This window comes from Chloroflexus sp. (genome assembly GCF_034434295.1).
Classification (GTDB): domain Bacteria; phylum Chloroflexota; class Chloroflexia; order Chloroflexales; family Chloroflexaceae; genus Chloroflexus.
Genome location: NZ_DAOTZQ010000032.1, coordinates 34,770 through 54,766 on the forward strand (window position 1 = coordinate 34,770; position 19,997 = coordinate 54,766).

Annotated in this window: 12 protein-coding genes and 1 pseudogene; 8 read left to right on the plus strand and 5 right to left on the minus strand. The window is 56.3% G+C overall.

What is annotated here, in order from left to right; all coding sequences use genetic code 11:
- The first annotated feature begins 365 nt into the window (after positions 1 to 365).
- On the plus strand, positions 366 to 2,495 hold the full coding sequence (ligA, locus tag VAE57_RS05040) for an NAD-dependent DNA ligase LigA (RefSeq protein WP_322820806.1): 2,130 nt from the start codon (positions 366 to 368) through the stop codon (positions 2,493 to 2,495).
- Positions 2,496 to 3,336: 841 nt separating this feature from the next.
- Here ligA and VAE57_RS05045 read toward each other — a convergent pair.
- Both VAE57_RS05045 and selB read right to left on the minus strand, forming a co-directional pair.
- Positions 3,337 to 4,512: a zinc-dependent metalloprotease gene (locus tag VAE57_RS05045; RefSeq protein WP_322820807.1), complete on the minus strand. Its 1,176-nt coding sequence runs from the start codon at positions 4,510 to 4,512 to the stop codon at positions 3,337 to 3,339.
- A gap of 102 nt (positions 4,513 to 4,614) precedes the next feature.
- The gene (gene selB, locus VAE57_RS05050; RefSeq protein ID WP_322820808.1) at positions 4,615 to 6,465 is read right to left on the minus strand and encodes a selenocysteine-specific translation elongation factor; all 1,851 of its coding nucleotides are present in this window, start codon (positions 6,463 to 6,465) and stop codon (positions 4,615 to 4,617) included.
- A 58-nt stretch (positions 6,466 to 6,523) separates the two neighbouring features.
- On the opposite strand from selB, the gene VAE57_RS05055 reads away from it, so the two are divergent.
- The 7 genes from VAE57_RS05055 (at position 6,524) to VAE57_RS05085 (ending at position 15,309) form a co-directional block, all read left to right on the plus strand.
- Entirely contained in the window at positions 6,524 to 7,120 is a 597-nt protein-coding gene (locus VAE57_RS05055; RefSeq protein WP_322820809.1) for a DNA-3-methyladenine glycosylase, read from the plus strand.
- Positions 7,121 to 7,191: 71 nt separating this feature from the next.
- A complete protein-coding gene (gene rph, locus VAE57_RS05060) occupies positions 7,192 to 7,944 on the plus strand; it encodes a ribonuclease PH (RefSeq protein WP_322820810.1) in 753 nt (250 codons plus the stop codon).
- Between the two features lie 76 nt (positions 7,945 to 8,020).
- Entirely contained in the window at positions 8,021 to 9,274 is a 1,254-nt protein-coding gene (locus VAE57_RS05065) for a tetratricopeptide repeat protein (protein ID WP_322820811.1), read from the plus strand.
- Positions 9,275 to 9,816: 542 nt separating this feature from the next.
- Positions 9,817 to 10,686, plus strand: coding sequence for a UV damage endonuclease UvsE (locus tag VAE57_RS05070; RefSeq protein WP_322820812.1), 870 nt, complete (start codon positions 9,817 to 9,819; stop codon positions 10,684 to 10,686).
- A 299-nt stretch (positions 10,687 to 10,985) separates the two neighbouring features.
- Positions 10,986 to 11,735, plus strand: a complete 750-nt coding sequence (locus tag VAE57_RS05075; RefSeq protein ID WP_322820813.1) for a peptidylprolyl isomerase — start codon at positions 10,986 to 10,988, stop codon at positions 11,733 to 11,735.
- A gap of 686 nt (positions 11,736 to 12,421) precedes the next feature.
- Positions 12,422 to 14,254 carry a 2-oxoacid:acceptor oxidoreductase subunit alpha gene (locus tag VAE57_RS05080; RefSeq protein ID WP_322820814.1) on the plus strand — a complete coding sequence of 611 codons (1,833 nt, stop codon included), beginning with the start codon at positions 12,422 to 12,424 and terminating at the stop codon, positions 14,252 to 14,254.
- Between the two features lie 29 nt (positions 14,255 to 14,283).
- Positions 14,284 to 15,309, plus strand: a complete 1,026-nt coding sequence (locus VAE57_RS05085) for a 2-oxoacid:ferredoxin oxidoreductase subunit beta (RefSeq protein ID WP_322820815.1) — start codon at positions 14,284 to 14,286, stop codon at positions 15,307 to 15,309.
- Between the two features lie 408 nt (positions 15,310 to 15,717).
- On the opposite strand, the gene VAE57_RS05090 is transcribed toward VAE57_RS05085, so the two are convergent.
- The 3 genes and pseudogenes from VAE57_RS05090 to VAE57_RS05100 form a co-directional block, all read right to left on the minus strand.
- Complete coding sequence (locus VAE57_RS05090) at positions 15,718 to 17,742, minus strand: glutamate mutase L (RefSeq protein ID WP_322820816.1); 2,025 nt, start codon at positions 17,740 to 17,742, stop codon at positions 15,718 to 15,720.
- A 41-nt stretch (positions 17,743 to 17,783) separates the two neighbouring features.
- The gene (locus VAE57_RS05095) at positions 17,784 to 18,431 is read right to left on the minus strand and encodes a hypothetical protein (protein WP_322820817.1); all 648 of its coding nucleotides are present in this window, start codon (positions 18,429 to 18,431) and stop codon (positions 17,784 to 17,786) included.
- Positions 18,431 to 19,997, minus strand: a pseudogene (locus VAE57_RS05100) (hypothetical protein); the annotation flags it as partial. The gene VAE57_RS05095 and the pseudogene VAE57_RS05100, both read right to left, overlap by 1 nt.

Here is a 19,997-nt window from a genome sequence, read left to right on the forward strand (position 1 = left end):
TCGCTACCCAACCTGTGCCTGAGACGCCACAGAGAAGCCTGTAGCGTCTTAATCAGCAAGTGGTTCCAATTGCAGATACCTTTGCACTACCGGCGTATCCGCCTCGCCCCATACGCGAGAGGCGTATCATAGCGAGACTCCGACATCATTCCCGAAGACCTGTGCTACAATAATGCACGTATGTTCGTATAAAACATGCTGGAGAAACACGAAACCCCCTGGCAAATGCCAGCGGGTCTCGTGTGGGGGGGGTGTCTGTATGATAACGGTTCTTTTACTTTTTGGCAACCCCCCCAACGGTACTACTTTAGACTATTTTTTGATAGTACCTCCGACGAACTTCTACCGTAACCGTGGAGTTTCCAATGAGCCATACGACTGTCGCTGATCGCATCAACGAGCTACGCAGCCTGATCCGCCGCTACGACTATCACTACTACGTGCTCGACGATCCCATCGTCAGCGATGCTGAATACGATGCACTGATGGCTGAATTGCGCACATTGGAGGCGGCACACCCAGAGTTAATCACCCCTGATTCGCCAACCCAACGGGTAAGCGGAACTCCTGCATCTCAGTTTGCCAAAGTACAACACCCACAGCCGATGTTATCGCTCGGTAATGCCTTTACGAAAGCTGATCTCCTGGCCTGGCGTGATCGGGTACTGCGACTCCTTGGCCCCGATGCGATGGTCACCTATGTGGTCGAACCAAAGATTGACGGTCTGGCCGTTGCTCTAACCTACCGCGATGGCCGTCTGGTTCAGGGTGCCACCCGTGGTGATGGTGAGATTGGCGAAGACGTGACGGCAAACCTACGCACTATCGGCAGTATCCCGCTGACACTTCAAGCGACCGGTACACCCCAAGATAGTGACTTGCCGACGACGTTACCGGCCACGATAGAGGTGCGGGGTGAAGTCTACATGCGCACGGCTGATTTCGAGACCCTGAATGATCGGCTTGCCGCCGCCGGAGAGAAAATCTTCGCGAATCCTCGCAACGCTGCTGCCGGCTCTTTGCGCCAGAAAGACCCCTCAATTACCGCGACCCGTCCGCTCCGCTTCTTTGCCTACGGTGTTGGTGTTGTTGAAGGCATTTCGCTTAGCAGTCAATGGCAAACACTCCGCTATCTGCGTGCACTCGGCTTTCCGGTCAATCAGGACGTTCGCCGCTTTACCGACTTCGCTGAAGTCCTGGCCTATTGCGAAGCCTGGATGGCCAAACGTGACGATCTACCTTACGAAGCCGATGGGGTGGTGATCAAGATCGACGATTTCGCCCAGCAACGCGAACTGGGTGTTGTCGGGCGCGATCCCCGTTGGGCAATTGCCTTCAAGTTCCCGGCCCGCGAAGCGATCACCCGCTTGCTCGATATTACAGTCAATGTTGGTCGTACCGGTGTCGTCACGCCCAATGCCGAACTGGAGCCGGTGCAGATAGGTGGCGTGACGGTACGAAACGCCAGTTTGCACAACGCCGATTACATTGCCCAGCGCGACATTCGGATCGGTGATTATGTCATCGTCAAACGTGCCGGTGACGTCATACCCTACGTGGTCGGTCCGGTAATCGCCCGCCGCGATGGCAGTGAGCGGCCCTGGCAATTCCCAACCCATTGCCCGGCCTGTGGCTCACCGCTTGAACGCGAAGAAGGTGAGGCGGCCTGGCGCTGCAACAATTTCAGCATCTGCCCGGCCCAACTGGTACGCCGGGTCGAACACTTCGTCAGCCGATCAGCCCTCGACATTGTTGGGATGGGTGAGCGACAGGCAGAACTCTTCGTCCAGCGCGGTCTCATTCGTGATGTAGCAGACATTTTCTTCCTGAAAGCCGATCAACTGGCAGAACTAGAGGGATTCGGTCCAAAACGGATCGCCAACCTGCTCGCCGCCATTGATGCCGCCCGTCACCGGCCACTCGACCGGCTCCTGGTCGGGCTGGGTATCCGCTACGTCGGCACCGTCGCCGCCCAAACCCTTGTTGCGGCACTGGGAACACTCGACGCGATCATGGTAGCGCGTCAGGAAGAACTGGAACAGATCCCTGGTATTGGCCCGGTAGTAGCGGCCAGTATTGTTGATTTCTTCTCACGTCCAGCAAACCGGGCGTTGATAGAGAAGCTGCGGGCAGCCGGGGTGCAGATGGGTGGGGTGAGTGGTCCAACACGCCAGAGCGACACGCTCGCCGGAAAGACATTTGTCTTGACCGGAACGCTACCCTCGCTGAGCCGTGAGCAAGCCAGCGCACTCATTGTTGCCCATGGCGGTAAGGTGACCGATAGTGTGAGCAAAAAGACCAGCTATGTGGTGGCCGGAGCCAATGCCGGGAGTAAGCTTACTAAAGCACTCCAGTTAGGGATTCCGGTCATTGACGAAGCCGGTCTGCTGGCATTGATCGGAACAACGGCAGAACCACAACCATCGCCACCATCATCTCCACTAGCAACCGACGCCGATGGAGATCAGTTACTCTTACCGCTTGGCGGAGAATGACACGACGGCTGGGCAGTGCGCCGCTCCAGCCGTGCCAGCACGTGCTGGAGCAATAAGCTGCCACCGGGCCAGTCGCTCAAAACAGCACCTGTGGCGATCATACCCACTGATACACACGTGGTTGACACCAGTTGTGGGTAATGCATAGCCCCAGCAGAGGGAGGTTGGGAGGGGATAAAGAATAATTTGCCCAGATTGCCGCCTGGGTAAGTACATTCCTCCCCACAGTCGGGGAGGTGGGGAGGGGGCGGGAGTACACCCTCACCCCCGGCCCCGCTCCCGCGTAAGCGGGAGCGGGGAGAGCGGCAAGCGGCATCGGGGCGTACTGATACACGAGACGGCGGGTTCGTTCTTTTGTCCTATCCATTCCTCCCCCCAGCGGGGGGAGGTGGGGAGGGGGGCGGAATTTAGGTGATCGGGAGCCATCTGGAGCACGCCCACACCCCAGCGGAGCGAGGCCAGGCTGGGGTGTGATGCTGGGACGTGTAAACACCCCCACCCTCACCCGCCCCAGCTAGGGCGGGAACCAGCGGCACCGAATGGCACCCGCTGTCGCGAACTGGTCCAGGTGGTGAGTGCGCCGGATGTGCGCACTCCCAGGGGATACTGATTCAGGTGATGAGCGCACTAGATGTGCGCACTCCCAGGGGTTGCTGGTTCAGGTGATGAGTGCGCCGAAGACGTGCGCTCCCAGCGGATATTGACTCAGGTGGTGAGCGCACCTCCGACACACTCCTAAGGAACAGACTATCGTCTGTGCACGGCGTGTATCGCTCAGGGTCAGAGCGAGGGTGATGGTTGTCTCTACTTCCAGATGTGGTAGAACGACTTACACCCTCGCCTACTGCCGATCCATCCTCACGATCCATTGCCCCGGATTGCGGATTTCATCCATCGACGGTAGATTCTCCGGTCGCTCCCACACCCGGCTGGCAAACTGAATGCCACGCGCTGCGACAACCGCATTGACAAACGCCTCGCCCTGCTGATATTGCGCCAGCTTCAGATCGAGACCGGTCAGACGGAAGACCATCTGGTCAAGCATGGTACGCTGGCGTTGGCGCTGAGCAATCTGCTGCTCAATCTGGTTGAAGCTGGGCAACAACCGGCGACCAACCGCATTCATCACGTGATTCCCATAACCCTCGATCAGCGACATCAGCGCCTGAATACGATCAAAAACCGCTCGCTGCTCAGGTGTTAACACGGTCTCGATCCAGTGTTGACCACTCCCAATACCTTGCAAGAGGCGCATGAGCATATCGACCAGACTATTACCACTGCTGAGCATCTGGCCACTGACAAGGGCAAAATTTTGCTCAAGTAGCTCACGGAAGTACGTGCGCACCCATGGGTAGGCTTCAAACTCGAAGGCATGGGTCATTTCGTGTAGCGTAATCCAGAGCCGGAAATCCTCGTCGCTCAAGCCCAGTTGCTGTTGTACGCGGGCAATATTGGGTTCCACGAAATAGAGCGAGCCGCCGGTCGCCTCAGCCGACAGTAAACTGAGATCGTACTGACCGAGCACCCGTTGAGCCAGATAGCCGAGCAAACCGCCAATCTGAACGCCCAGGAGCTTGCTGCTAACGTCATTCATCAGCACGCCGAGCGCCCCCCGTCCACCACCATTCTTTTCGTACATCTCTTCAATCGGGCGAAAAAGCTGACTAAATGAAACAATATTCGCTTCCAGCCATTCCCGCCGATCAAAGACAAAAATCCGACTTACCGGTTCAGGTAACCGTACACCGAGATAGTCGGTGATCAGAGGTTCGCTGAGCACCACCATCCGCGCATACTGCTCGCGCCGGAAAGCCCGATTATCCACCGGTGCCTGCTCCCATTGAGACAGTCGCAACGCAGCCTGGCGCGCCTGCTCCCAATCGATCAGACCGCTGGCAGGGCGAGTGCTGTTACGGGCACGTGTTTCAAAGTAATAACGTGCTGCAAATCCGGCAGCGACACCCAACAATAAAGCTGTGCCAAAACGGCGCAAATCATTCTGATTACCGGCCAAAGCAGTCTCCTTTCCAGCGCGAGCGGGGTAGGTTTGGTGTCTGTTAAGAGTCTATCATGATTGATCGCCTCCTGTCCAATCTGGCGATCCTTACCTAACGCCTTAACGCACCAGAATACGTGTATCCCCCACTCGCCGGGTTATCCGCTGTTCGTCGAGATATTCAAGAAACGCAACTGCATACCGTCGCGAGACACCAAAATGATCGCGAAATGCAGCTACTGTTACCCCGCCCTGAGTTTCAATCGTCGTTCGCACCCACATCGTCATAGCTATGCAGGTGGCTGGCAACAGATACAAATCAGATGCGATCTTCACCAACAGACCATTGTCACACGCCCATACCAGTAATTCACTGTCGAGTTCAGTGGGTGGCGAAGCAGGGGGCACGTTGGCCAGCGCACTCATATAGCGATTGAGCGCACGTTGCTGATCTACTGTCGGCTGCGGCGTGAAGTCGGTCAACCGTACCGTCGTTTCATCAGCACTGAGCCAGCCCTCTGCCAGGGCGGTTGTCAAGACACTTTGCCAGAGTCGTGGTGTCAGTTGCAGTCGCTGGCGTACCTCCTCACGCGACATCCCACGCCGCAGCGGAAAGCGTTGGTGGTACGACGCCAGGAGATCACGTAAGGTTGCACGCAGACTGGCCCAACCTGCAAATGAGATCAGGGCGTCGTCGCCCAATACGACCAGATGACCCTCCATAACGAGTGTCGCCAGCACCGCCTCGGCCTCGGTATCAGCGATACCGGCAGCAGCTAAACTCTCTGTGCGCAACCGGGGTCGGCCATCGGCCATGGTTTGGCGTAGCCGCTCTGCCGGACTACCCTGGGCACGCAATGTCAGTGCCGCAATCACCTCGGAACGAAAGCGACGATGGCGTGGCGGATGCGGATCAATCACCACACCACCTGCAACAGTGCGACTGGGTGAAGGCGTGCGCAGAATAAACCGGTCACCAACTGCGGCAACGACCGGAACTGTCAGCCGAATCTGTACCCACCCTTCGGTACCGGAGCTCAACTCATCGGTATCCAGCAGGGTTAGCCGACAAGGCGCTTCACTACTCCCGATAAACAGATCAAGCGCAGCATTATGCGCAATTGACACCACATCACTAATAACGCGCACTCGTGCGTCGAGTAAAGTTGTCGGTGTCAATGCGCCCGGCAGGGTTAGCACATGACCACGCTTGATGTCACGATGATGGACACCAGCCAGGTTCACCGCCACCCGCATTCCCGGCTTACCCTGATCGATTGGTCGTTGATGGCTTTGCAGACCTCGAATGCGCGCACGTAATCCTGGCGGTAAGAGTTCGACCTCTTGACCAACTGAGAGGACGCCATCGCGTAAGGTACCGGTCACGACCGTACCAAAACCGGTAATGGTGAAACTCCGATCAATTGCCAATCGCGGCACACCGCGCCCGTGATCACGCGCCGGCAGCGTATCAAGTAAACAGTCAAGTGTTAGCAGCAGTTCGGCCAAACCGGCACCGGTACGAGCCGAGACGGGCACTATCGGTGCTGATGCCAGTGTACTTCCGGCCAACACTTCACGCACATCTTCACGCACCAGCTCCAGCCAGTCAGCATCGACCAGATCAACTTTGCTCAGCACTACGATCCCATGGTGGATCGCCAGCAAATCGATAATTGCCAGATGCTCACGGGTCTGCGGCATCACTGCTTCATCGGCGGCAATGACGAGGAGCACCGCATCAATGCCACCCACACCGGCGAGCATGTTCTTGATAAAACGCTCGTGTCCGGGGACATCGATCAAACTCACTTCTCGACCACCCGGCAGGGTCAACCAGGCAAATCCCAGATCGATGGTCATCTCGCGTTGCTGCTCTTCGCGCAAACGGTCAGGATCGATACCGGTTAATGCCTTTACCAGGGTTGACTTACCGTGATCGACATGACCGGCAGTTCCAATCACAAACATTGCCAGAAACTCTTGCTTATCGTTTACAATACTGCTAAGAGCATTGTACGATGAAACGATGGAATACGCACTTCAGCATCTACGCAACGTTGATCCAACGCTAGGGCACTGGATCGAACAGATTGGCCCATATACATTGCAACGGCAGCCGCACGGCTTTGCCACGCTGGCCTATGCCATCATCAGCCAGCAACTCTCACTGATAGCAGCCCGAACCATTCGCGACCGTCTCAACGAGCGATTGGGCAGCCTGGCACCGGAGACCATCCTTGCAGCTAATGAGGCAGTACTGCGCGCTGCCGGTCTCTCGGCTCAGAAGAGCAGTTACCTGCGCGACCTGGCCGAGCGCGTGATGAGTGGTCAACTCGACCTGAACCTGCTGCCAACGCTCGACGATGAGACGGCCATCACGCACCTGATGACCGTAAAGGGCATTGGGCGATGGACGGCTGAAATCTATCTGATGTTTGCCCTTGAACGTCTGGATGTTCTCCCGGCTGCCGATCTTGGCCTGCGTGATGCTGTTCGTCTCATCTACGATCAACCACGCCTGCCCAAACCCCAGGAACTGCGTACCTTTGGTGAGCGCTGGCGGCCCTACCGCAGCATTGCCTGCTGGTACCTCTGGCAGGCACGGCGGGTTATCCTCAGTTAAGTAATCTCACGTTGTACGGTGGTCACAAACGTGGTATGATGGTCAACAAGAAGTAGAGGAAACGGTTTCGTATGATGCGAATTGATGGACGGTTACCAGACCAATTACGTCCCATTTCTATCGAGATCGGTGCGGCACCGTATGCAGAGGGATCGGCACTGATCGCTTACGGAAAGACTCGTGTTCTCTGCACCGCTACGGTGGAAGGTGGAGTACCAGCCTGGATGCGCGGCCAGCAGAGTGGCTGGGTCACTGCCGAGTATGCCATGCTGCCACGAGCCACTCTCCAACGTACCCGTCGCGAACGCAATGGGCCGAGTGGCCGCACACAAGAAATTCAGCGGCTGATTGGACGTTCATTGCGGGCTGCGATTGACCTTAATGCGCTTGGTGAGCGCACTATCACCATCGATTGTGATGTGTTGCAGGCCGATGGCGGTACCCGCACGGCGGCTATCAGTGGCGGTTACGTTGCGCTGGCACTGGCAGTAGAATACCTGGTACGCAACGGGGTTTTGGAAACAAGACCCACGCTGACACCAGTAGCTGCGGTAAGCGTGGGCATGCTTCAGGGCGTGTTACTGCTTGATCTCTGCTACGAAGAAGACAGTCAGGCCGACCTCGATTGCAACGTGGTGATGAACAGTGCCGGCGGGTATATCGAAGTCCAGGCCACAGCCGAACGATCAGCAGTCACTCGCGACCAGCTCAACGCATTGCTCGATTTGGCCGGACGAGGCATTCAACAGATTCTGGACGCCCAGGCCGCTGCACTGGCAACTGCCTTGCCCAACAACGCCATGAGCCAGGCACAATCTCCATAACACGGATTGTGCCCGATCAACCCGCAACGTCATGGCTCGCAACGGTCGCCCTCCATGCCGGGCGAGGAGGTTTATCATGACAGACGAGACCAGACGCGTTGCCGGTCGTCGCCATTTACGCTACGGTTTGGCTTTTGAACGCACCCAACACCCCGAAGCAGCGGTCGATCAGTTTCGGCGCGCAATCGCTGCCGATCCGAGCCTGCGCGATGCCCATAATGCGCTGGCTTTTCACTATCAACAGCAGGGGCTGCTGGCGAAAGCTGCCGATGCCTTTGCGGCTGTCGCCAGCCTGGCCGACGACTATTTTGCTCACTTCAACCTCGGTTTTGTCCTGATTGAACTCGAGCGCTACGACGAGGCCGAACGCGAGTTTCGCCGTTGCCTTGAACTTGACCCTGGTGATGCCGCGGCACAACTGGAACTGGCCTACATCTATGCAGCTCGCGGTGACTACGAAACTGCCTTGAATTTGCTGACAATCCCGCGTCAACACTATTACGACGACTGGGGAGTGTTTCACCTGCTTGGTCGCTGTCTCTTTCACCTGCAACGCTTCGACGAAGCACGTCAGGCCTGGCAACAGAGCCTGGCCCTGGCCCCAACTCCAGAAACACAACTGGAATTACTCTCCTGTCTGCAAAGCATTGAACGACGACGTGAATTTCACGCCACCATCAGCCACAAAGACGAACTCTACATCCAAGAAGGGGTTATCTGCCTGGGTTCAGCAATGGACGATGGATTTACAACCCGGCCACTGAGCAATTACCGGTTCAGCGAACTTGATGTCGCCCGTACCATACAGCGTTTTATCGCCCTCGCCCGCAGCAGTGAATGGCGTTTCGGTGGGGTGACGACACCAGAGCTGATGAGCAAGCCATTAGCGCTGACCCTGGCGCAATTACTCAATCTACCATTGTTGAGCCTGCACCACTTGCCGCAGCTCTCCGAGCCAATTTTAATCGTGATGGCAGTTGGTCATTCCGCCGATCTGTTCACCATTGCCCGCGAACGCTTACCTGTTCCCGGGCCTGGATTCTGTCTGGCAGTTAACTGGACACGCCAAAGCAAATTGTTGCCGGAAATCATTGGGCTAATCGTTGAAGGTCAGTGCACCGTACCCTGGGAAGCGGAATTGCAAAGCCTTGACACAGCCGGTCAGACCGATCGTATCAAACACATCACCGGACGACTGATACAGATGGTACAAACACTACCCGGCGAAGACAACCTGCCTCGCCAGATTCGATACTACACACGCCACCATCGGCGATTGGCAATCAATGCCCTGTTGCACACCTCGCCACCCGATCACCCGGCTGAGTAGAACACAACTGTTTTACGTCAAGTTTAGCGTAAGGCATCGGCACGCTATCTACCATCACCCTCACGCTGTGCCTTGTGGACAAGCACCCCCTGGGAGCGCGAGACTCCGGCTCGCTCACTGCCTGCACCACGTCCTATGCCATCTAGGTGATAGTAGAGAACGCAGTCCTTTGGCCTGTTCACCATCTGCAACAGCCCACCGTGCATGCTGTCGGCAGTGTGTTCTACCAACCTGCATCGACGACTCAAACAGATGAACAGGCATCATTGTTATTGACGAAATCGAACATTTGTACTACAATAAACGGGCAGCCATCTGCAACATCACCGGCGAACGCCCTTGCACAACAAACGATCACTCTCCAACATGCTGCGACTACCGTTATGAAGACAATAGACTATCCAATTCCTAGAACCAACCACGACCCTGCACCGCTCTCCCAACGGGCATCCAGGCGATCAAAGCTCGCAGCAATCCGATCGTCCGGTCGGCAATACGACACAACTCACCCTGACATTCGGCTCGGTTTTGCTGTTCGCACTGTGAATCAACCCGGCCTGATCAGCAGCTCGCCACCTCATCTCAGTATCTTATTAACCCATTTAGGTGATGTCCTACGCTACCTTGAGCGGACTGACATCCGGTTTTATCGTTTTGCGTTACCCCGGCACTTCAATCTCAACGATCTGGCGGAATGTCAGGCGCAACTCGCCCTCCTCAATCAGCACATCAGTACCCGCAACATGCGCCTGGGCGTACACCTTGATCCGCATCTGAGCCTCAGCCATTCCGACGAACAGGTTGCCGACGCGACGATCCGCACGATTGAGGCGGCGAGTCAGCTTCTGGCAGCCCTTGATCACCCTCAGACCATCAACCACACACTGGTGATACATCCCGGAGCTGCCGATCCTGCTGCACAACAACGCTTCACCCAGCGTTGGGCAACGTTATCCGTTCAGGCTCGCCGACGCACAACCATCGAGCACACCGGTACCGGTTTCTCTCTGGGGCAACTACTCGCTATAGCCGCACGTACCGGTATCCCTATCGTTTTCGATTATCTCCACTACCGCCTACACAATCCCGAACGGTTGAGTCTGGCGCTGGCACTAGGACTAAGCCTGGCTACCTGGCCCCGCCAGATCCGCCCCGAAGTGCATCTGAGCAGTCAACGCAGCGAAGCCCATCTACTTCCGGGACGCAACGGCACCACCCGGGTCATACCACCACGCGCCGGTCAGCACGCCGATTTTGTGGTTGCCCACGATGCTATTGCATTGCTCGAAGCCAGCCGGGGTTTACCACCGTTCGATCTGATGATCGAAGCCAAAGCCGGTGATCTGGCACTTTTGCGTCTCCGCCAGGAACTGGCTCATCATGCACCCGAATGGGCTGCACGGCTGGCGTGAGGAGCGGCCTTACAGCAAGGGTCTTATGTTCAATGTGTGATGTATATGCAGAACACACTGGCCGGCCAGGGCTATGGCAAAGTCTACCTGAATCGAGACTGCCTGACATACGTATATACCGTCTACAAGAAGCTATCTCCTTCATTACTGACAGACGACATAATCGTGACGATCACATATAGCATCCCCGTGACCACACAGCTTTTATGAGACAACTACCAGAAAAGCGGCGTATACGCACATCCTTGCGTGGTTTGATATAATGCCAGCGGAAAAATATCATACTACCGAGGTGATCTGTGAGTAACGAGCGACCATCTACAACATCAAACCCGCTGGCCGGTCTTGTTGCTATTGCCATTTTGCTTATTGTGCTAGGGTTTGTGGCCGGCCTCCTGATTAGCCGATCTGGAACACCAATAGTCGTACCAACAGCAGCACCTGCTCCCACCAGCCCACCGGCACCAGCAGAGCCTGCATCGGTTCCCACACCGATCACCGGCAGTATGCCGATACTGCCTACCGCCACCACCTACCAGTACAGCAGTCCACCGTCAATGAGTATTGATCCGGCTAAAAAGTATACCGCCACCATCTATACCCCACGCGGTGAGATTGTGATTGAACTACTGCCGGATATTGCGCCACAGACGGTGAACAACTTTGTCTTCCTGGCCCGCCAGAACTTCTACAATGGACTGACCTGGCATCGGGTACTACCCAATTTTATGGCTCAGGGTGGCGATCCACGCGGCGATGGTACCGGTGGCCCCGGCTATACCATCCCGGCAGAGTTCACCGACAAGATTTTGTTCGACCAACCCGGTATTGTGGCCATGGCACGCTCGTCGGATCCAGACAGTGCTGGTTCGCAATTCTTCATCACCACGGCGCCGGCACCCTGGCTGAACGAGCAGTACACGATCTTCGGCAGAGTTATTCAGGGTCAGGAGATTGTTGACGGGATACCGCTGCGCGACCCGAGCAATCCCGCCGATCTGGCGACCCCCGGCGAGATGATTCTGGGTATTGCCATTAACGAAGAGTAATTCAACATTTTATGTCAACTGCAAATGAGGAATGGCAACGTCATGGTATTGCCATTCCTCATCACATTGCGGCACGCTGTGCATAGCCTCTGCCACCTACCAGCGCATTCTGGCAATTGATGTCTCTACACTATTCCATGTCAAATCTTGCGTGATACTAAGCGGTGGGGTAATCTGTGGGTATCGGCTCCATCGGTGAATGTCCGTAGGGATTACCTTGCAGAACACGGATAGACGCGGGTTTGGCGGATGCACGCGGAGAGCGTAGACACTCTGGTGAGCCGTTCCTGATAGCACATGCTGAGCAGTGGGGTAATCTGCGGGTATCGGCTCCATCGGTGAGTGTCCGTAGGGATTACCTGCAGAACACGGATAGACGCGGGTTTGGCGGATGCACGCGGATAGGCTGTAGGTACTGATGATCCGCTCTTGACGGTACATATCGTACGTGGCACGGTTGGATGTATACGTGGCGGAAGCGTGCATATTGTAGTGCTTATTATACTTCGCATTCTACCAGATTTGATTTCATCGATGGGAACAAACGATTCAGGATGGCGACAGAGTATCCCCGGTTGAGATGACCCTTTCGCGCTGATCTCGCGGCAGCGTACTTGCCATCAACCACACATCACTCGTATAATACGAACTACCGCTCAGTGTCGAGCATGTTTTGCGAGGAAGCTATGCAATCCCCCGAACCAGTTGTGAACGAGTTTGCCATCACCGCAGCCACCGTGAACGGCTCTGGCAGCCAGACAGCGAACATGGTGCTGATGCGGGCCATCTTCAAGATGGGTATCCCCGTCTCCGGTAAGAACCTCTTTCCTTCCAACATTCAAGGTGAACCTACCTGGTACACCTTGCGCGTTAGCCAGGCCGGCTACACGGCTCGACCGGCTGAAACACCGATTCTGGTAGCATTCAATCCGCGCACAGCCAACGATGATCTGTCGCAGTTACCGCCCGGCGGAATTTGTCTCTACCCTGCCGATGGCCCCTGGCAGCCATCACGGACGGACATCATTCCATTTGCGATTCCGGTACGGCAACTTCTGGATCAGGTCGGCGTGAATCAGCGCCTCCGGGCATACACTGCCAATATGACTTACGTTGGCGCTTTGGCGGCACTGCTCGGTATCGAAGATGCAGCCCTGGTCGCTGCGCTCAAGCAACAGTTTCGCGGTCGTCTCTCGGCGATTGAGCTAAACCTGGCAGTTATTCGTGCTGCCTATGCCTGGGCTGTCGCCGAACCGTCGCCTGCCCATGGACGCTTTCGGGTTGCCCGGATGCAGGCAACTGACAGCCTGATGCTGATTGACGGCAATACGGCAGCAGCGATTGGCGCCATCACCGGCGGTGTGGGGGTTGTTGCCTGGTACCCAATCACGCCATCAAGTAGCTTGATTGAGTCACTGGAGAGTTATCTCCCCCGCCTGCGTCCGTCCACAGATGGCGCAACCTGCGCGATTGTGCAGGCAGAAGACGAGATTGCCGCACTCGGGATTGTGATCGGTGCAGGTTGGGCCGGAGCGCGTGCAATGACGGCCACCTCTGGGCCGGGTATTTCGCTGATGAGTGAGTTTGCCGGTTTAGGGTTCTTTGCCGAAATTCCGGCGGTCATTTGGGATGTACAACGGGTTGGCCCTTCGACCGGTCTACCGACCCGTACCGCTCAGGGTGATCTGATGGCTGTCTACTACCTCAGTCACGGTGACACGCGCCACGTAATCTTGCTGCCCGGCACGATGGAAGAGTGTTTCAGCGATGCCCAGACCGCCTTCGATCTGGCCGAACAATTACAGACACCGGTCTTTGTCTTGAGTGATCTTGATCTGGGCATGAATATCTGGATGAGTAAGCCATTCACCTACCCGGAACAACCTCTCCAACGCGGGAAAGTGCTCAGCGCCGAGGAACTCTCCCGGCTAACGAACTATGCCCGCTTTGCCGATGTGGATGGTGACGGGATCGGTTATCGAACCCTACCCGGCAACCCTCACCCTCTGGCCGCTACGCTCAGTCGCGGTACCGGGCACAATGAACGAAACGTATACAGCGAACGCCCGGAAGACTGGCAGCGCAATATGGCGCGTCTCTGGCGCAAACACGAGACGGCACGTCGGCTGGTTCCGCGCCCCATTATCGATGAGCACCCAGAGGCAACGATTGGACTGATCGGCTTTGGATCAACCGCACCGGCTATCAGCGAAGCTCGCAACCTCCTGGCTGCTGCCGGAATGCCTACCAGCAGTATGCGCGTGCGCGCACTTCCCTTCGGCCCGGAAGTGACGAACTTCATTGCTCGCCATCAAATCTGTGTCGTTATCGAGCAGAACCACGACGGGCAATTGCGGCAATTGCTCCAGCTTCACTGCCCGGCCTACGCTTCCCGGCTTGGCTCGGTGGCCTGGTGTGATGGTTTACCACTGACCGCACCGTTCGTGCGCGATCAGGTACTGCATTGCCTGGAATCAATGCGAGAGACGATGATGATCGGCATCGGAACCGGTAACTAAGCGTATCAATCTGCCAGGTCGGAGGAATTATGACACAGGTCAACGCGATAGGATTATCGAAATCCGATTACCGGGGCGCACCCTCTACCCTTTGTGCCGGCTGCGGCCACGACTCCGTTGCCAGCCAGATTATTGCCGCCGCCTTCGAGCTATCGCTCCAACCCCACACTGTTATTCGAATGAGTGGGATCGGTTGTTCCAGTAAGTCTGCCGCCTATTTTCTGGGACGATCCCATGGCTTCAATTCGCTGCATGGCCGTATGCCATCGGTCACTACCGGTGCCCATCTTGCCAATCATACCTTGCGCCCTCTGGCCGTCAGTGGTGACGGCGACACTGCCAGCATCGGCCTGGGGCAATTCATTCATCTCCTGCGCCGCAATGTGCCAATCGTGTACATCGTGGAGAACAATGGCGTCTACGGGCTAACCAAAGGTCAGTTTTCGGCAACCGCCGATGAAGGGCAGGAGCTAAAACACGCCGGCGTCAATCATCTACCACCGATTGATGTGTGTGCGGAAGCCATTCTGGCCGGCTGCGGCTTCGTCGCCCGCTCATTCGCCGGCGACGCCAGGCAGGTCCGCGAGTTGATCAAAGCAGCCTTCAATGTTCACGGCTCAGCAGTGATTGATATTATCAGTCCGTGTGTTACCTTCAACAACCACAACCGCTCGACCAAGAGCTATACCTACGGTAAGACCCACGATACACCCATCCACGATATCAGCTTCATCCCGCACTACGAAGAGGTCACAGTCGATTACGAGCCGGGTGAAGTGCGTGATGTGCAGCTTCACGATGGATCGGTGATTCGGTTACGTAAACTCAACCGCGATCACGATCCAACCGATCGCAGTGCGGCACTGGCCCTTCTCGAGCAGGCACGGGCCAACAACGAGTTTGTGACCGGATTGATCTATCTCAATGAACGACGGCCTACGCTGGCGGAAACGCTGGGCATAGGAAGCACACCCATCGCAGCACTGCCCGAAGATCGTCTCCGACCATCACGCGAGGCATTTGCGGCAGTGATGGCCGAACTGGTTGATGGTTGAGATCAGCTCGCTGACAGCATCAAATCGGTTCACCCCGGTTGGGTAACGAGGATCATCGTTATCACTGGCAGAAACCCGGTAGGGGCAGTTATAAGTCCTGCCCCTACTGTTAATCCATAACCCAGTACAATAACCCAAGTTGCTCCCACGCTGTGAGCAGGCTATGTAAGAGTGACTACCATGATGAACAGCACGACTCTGCGTACAACGCCGTGGGCTTACCTGTATGAACTATGTGGGTAGCAGCCAGTTCCCATAGATGCGCTACCCCACGCTCTGAGGTAGCGACTCGAATTATGCCCATCCTCTGTGTCCTCTGTGCCTCTGTGGTGATAAAGATAGCAATTTGAAATACAATACAGGCATAAGGGTCTCTTGCCTGCTCCTATTACCTGCACTACCTCAGCATCAGGGCTTGCGCCGCCCAAACCAGCTCCGGCGGGCAGGTTTGGCCACCTGCTGGCGGAGTTGTGCAATATCATCGTCCGGTGAAGCCGGTACCGTTTCCGTTGTCGGTAGCGTTGCCTCGGCTGTCTCTGACGGCTGGGGTGCCCGTTTGAACCAGCTTCGACGAGGTTTAGGTTCTGGAGAAGGTGCAGCGACGACTGGGGCAGGCATTTCTGGTAGTGAAATTGCCGGTTCGGGGTATGGGCTATCACTATGTTCGGCACCTACCGCCCGTAACCACGACCACAGTAAACGGCGCCGTTCAGCACCATCGGTCGGTAGCGTCAGTGGGCGACCTCGCGCATCGATAATCAGGCCGAGCAGGCTCCCGTGAACCTCGGCAGGATCACTCTCAACAGCCTCACCGGGCGCGGCTTGTCCGACACGCACAGAAGGAGCCGGTTTTACCTTGACCTGGGCATAGCGACCGATAGACAGAGGAAGACGGATCAACTCGCCATGACGAACCTGAACCCGTTCGCTGTCGCCGCCAACCGTAATCAGCTCAACATCGGCGACCGGTTCGCCTACCCGACTACCACCCTGCAATACAATACACGTCGCCAATGGTGTATTGTTCAGCAAGTCGTGATCAAGAATCGAGATCGCAGCATCAGTGCTAAGCGCAGCAATCCCACCACACACCGATAACAGACTCAGCATATCGAGGTGAATGGGCAGCAACAAGCCGGGTAGTTCATTTGCCGGTTGTAAACCATCCAGTAAAGCCAGCAGTGCCATTCCGGGATGCGGGGCATGCGTCAGTACACCACCACCGGCCAGCAACCGTTCGTAAGAAAGGGGTGTTTGTTCGTCGCGGAGGGCAGCAACACCCAGGGCCAATGCTTCACGGGCAAGCGCCAGATCGAGATAGCAATCTTCGCGGGTCGCCGGTAGCGTTTGGGGACGCAGCATGCGATTGAGTAAGCGTTCAATCAACTCTTGTTCTTCAATGGCAAACGGCAACCAGCGGGCAATTGCCGCCGGGCCAACCTCACTGAGCAACGCACCAACGCCAAAGGCTGTGCCACAAACGCCGTGGAGCGTCGCCGCGATCTGATCGGGTGCCGCAGCGATCAACGTCGTAGTAGTCGCCCCGACATCGATGTACAGCACCGCTTGTTGCCGGCGTTCGGCCAGGAATCGCGTCATGACATACTGCGATTCAGCGACAGTGCGCAATGTAGTCTGCTCAGAGGCGATCAATTGATCGATACCAGGCACGTCGGTTAACTGCCGGGCATAACAGGCCAGCAACGCCTGACGCAGCGGCGTTAGTACTTCCTGATCAAGGGAAGGACGCACATTGGCAACCGTTATCAACTCACAGTTGTGCCCACTGAGAGCAGCCTGAATCTGGGGTTGAACAGATGTATTGCCGGCATAGATAATGGTTGGTAGCGGCTGACGTATCGCCGCGGTGAATGAGAGTTTGAGGTTAATCAGATGAGCAAGACGCTTCATGGCCGCGACCGTTCCACCCTCGATACCACCGGTCAAAACAACGACATCCGGCGAGAGAGGCAGCAAGGTCTCAAGCTGGCGCTCAAGCCACGACTGCATAACACCTGTCGTTGATCGAGCCGAGACATCATCCAGGGTGACGACCGTCAACACCACATTGGGCACCCCACGAACGGCGTGCAGTGCACTACGGGCTGACACATCAGACGCAATAGCCGCCACTACGACACGCAATGGTTCAAGTGCCGATGTCACAACTATAACCGCATCAATGCCATCACCAGTACTGATGCGCGGCATCAGCAAACGACCATCGTGCAACAATTGCCGTCCGGTGAGATCGGCCAGTTGCGCTGTCGCTTCCTGCACCGCAAAAAAGATATTCCGGTACGGCAATTCACGACTGGTGAGCGTTTCGGTTTGTCCGATCAGACGGCTTTCACCATCGACCTCATCAATGAGCGAAACCCGGGTAATCAGACTACCAATTTCAACTGCCAGTATCGCCCGTACAAGTTCCATGCACTCTACCCCGAATTATGCGACGCATAGACGCCCAGGTGCTACATACCGGCAATAGCCTGTATCCAATCAATAATGAACAGGAGCCGCTCATTGAGGGCAGCAAGGTATGAAACAATACTACCGGCCAGAAAGAAACCAAACGCCAGCAGCAATATCCAGCGCCCTACACTTGCCACCAGATCAATCCACCGCTGACGGTTTGGATTGGACGAGCGAGTCAACGAAAAGGACAATAAGGTCGCTATCGAGCCAATAAGTAAGACAATACTCCCCAGAATTGCTACTGGCGATGACAGATCAGATCGAGTTGCATCAAGCACCTGTGGGAGAATTGTTCCAACAACGGCACCACCAACCACCAGTGCAGCACCCACACCAAAAACGAGTGCCAACGGCAGATTAGCCAGCCACGAACTGGTCTGTTGACCACTTATCCGCGTCAACAACAATGCCGCCAGAAAGAAAGGGGCCAGGCGTAGCGTCAGCAACACCGGTTGATCGCTGGCAACAAGCAAATCAATCACTGCTGGTCGCAGCACTTGATGATATACCACCACAAATGCGTAGCCGAAAGCGACACCAACAAACAGGTATTGTACCAACCGGAAGGCCGGTGTATCGCCCAGAACACGGCTGAAGACCAGCAGCGTAAGCAAGATCGGAATAAGGTTGATTGCAATGTCCATCAGCCTCTACCTCGTGCCAAGCGTCGTAACTGCCCAATCCCAACAATGAAGGACCCTAATAGCAGGACGCCAACAAATGCTATCGTTGCCCATGTCTGGTAGGAAAGCTCAGGTGTTGCCAGATTATCAGCATTACCGGCAGCTAGCAAATCACTGGCACCGCGTTGACCGGCAACCGCATACACATTGGGTAGGCGCGTATACGGCAGCACTTGTGGATAGACCTCTTGTGGGAGCAAGAACGCAATCGGCACCTGCGGGGCAGCACTATGAATCTGCTCCATCCAGGCCTGTACATCCTGAACCTGATCGGCCATCACCACAATCATCGCCAGATCGCGTAGTGACTGAATGCGCGGCGTCCCATCTGAGCGTGTAGCCAGCAAGCCGGCAGTTGCATCCTGGCCGGTATAGTCACGACGCAACTCTGCCCGCAAATCCATCGCCATACTGCGCAATGCCAGTTCACCGCCCGGACGATACCCAAGCAAGACATAATCACGACCACCAAAGATCACGCCGTTTTCCTTGTTGTATCCGGCAGATCGTAACGGGCCGATCACATCAAGAGCAAGCAACGACCCCTGGAGATCGGTGCTGACGATGATCAGTTTTGTCCGATCCGCAGTTAATCTGGTGAGCAGCACATTTTCGAGCGGACGCAGCTCAGCTACACGCTGAGCGCCCCATTCATATGCTACTAAAACCACATCCTCACTGCTCAGACCGGTAAGTTGTTCGTTCAACGCAACGGCCACCGGCGACGGCTGAGCACGACTCGTAAGCGTGGCAGTGAGACCGGGCATAGCGATACCGATCAGCACAGCGATCAGCAGGATCACTGCCAGCCACTGTTCGAGGGTCGGTAAGCGGCGTCGAACGATTTCTGGACGTTCAACAGGCCGTATTGCCGGTAGCGGTGATTGCAGGAGTCGTTCAAGCAAGGCAGCAGCGGCAACCTGATCATCGGTGCGCCGGGCAGGTGCAGGAGGTGGTGGCTTAACAACGACCACGTCAGGCCCGGCCACAACCTCTTCTTCCTCTTCGGCTTCGTGATGGCGTAGCCGTTCCAGCCAGTCAGACAAGGGACTAATCGCCGGCTCCACAGTTCGTTCGGTTGAGGCCCGCAACCATGGTGGTAACTCAGCACCGCTGAAGAATTCGTCGCTGGTTGAACTTGTGGTCGGCACAGGTTCGATGATTGGTGCATGCTCGACTGGAGCTGACTGTAACCAGGAGACGGCCTCCGCTGAGACATCTGCTGTCAGCCAATCAGGAGTATCAACCGGAGCAGACGATGCTTCCTGCAACCAGTCTGGAACATCGCTCCCAGCTGCAGGCGCCGCCTCTTCTTGTAACCACGCCGGTACGTCGCTGCCAGCCGCAGGCGCTGCCTCTTCTTGTAACCACGCTGGCACGTCGCTGCCAGCCGCAGGCGCTACCTCTTCTTGCAACCACGCTGGCACGTCGCTGCCGGGCGCTGAAGCCGCCTCTTCTTGCAACCACACCGGTACGTCACTGCCGGGCGCTGGTGCCTCGGCCTCGCGCAGCCAGGTTGGAATCTCG

Excerpts from the sequence above, each read along its gene's own strand:
- VAE57_RS05095 (WP_322820817.1), bottom strand. The coding sequence starts at position 18,431 with ATGGACATTGCAATCAACCTTATTCCGATCTTGCTTACGCTGCTGGTC.
- VAE57_RS05085 (WP_322820815.1), top strand. The coding sequence starts at position 14,284 with ATGACACAGGTCAACGCGATAGGATTATCGAAATCCGATTACCGGGGC.
- selB (WP_322820808.1), bottom strand. The coding sequence starts at position 6,465 with ATGTTTGTGATTGGAACTGCCGGTCATGTCGATCACGGTAAGTCAACC.
- VAE57_RS05065 (WP_322820811.1), top strand. The coding sequence starts at position 8,021 with ATGACAGACGAGACCAGACGCGTTGCCGGTCGTCGCCATTTACGCTAC.
- rph (WP_322820810.1), top strand. The coding sequence starts at position 7,192 with ATGATGCGAATTGATGGACGGTTACCAGACCAATTACGTCCCATTTCT.
- VAE57_RS05090 (WP_322820816.1), bottom strand. The coding sequence starts at position 17,742 with ATGGAACTTGTACGGGCGATACTGGCAGTTGAAATTGGTAGTCTGATT.
- VAE57_RS05055 (WP_322820809.1), top strand. The coding sequence starts at position 6,524 with ATGGAATACGCACTTCAGCATCTACGCAACGTTGATCCAACGCTAGGG.
- VAE57_RS05080 (WP_322820814.1), top strand. The coding sequence starts at position 12,422 with ATGCAATCCCCCGAACCAGTTGTGAACGAGTTTGCCATCACCGCAGCC.
- ligA (WP_322820806.1), top strand. The coding sequence starts at position 366 with ATGAGCCATACGACTGTCGCTGATCGCATCAACGAGCTACGCAGCCTG.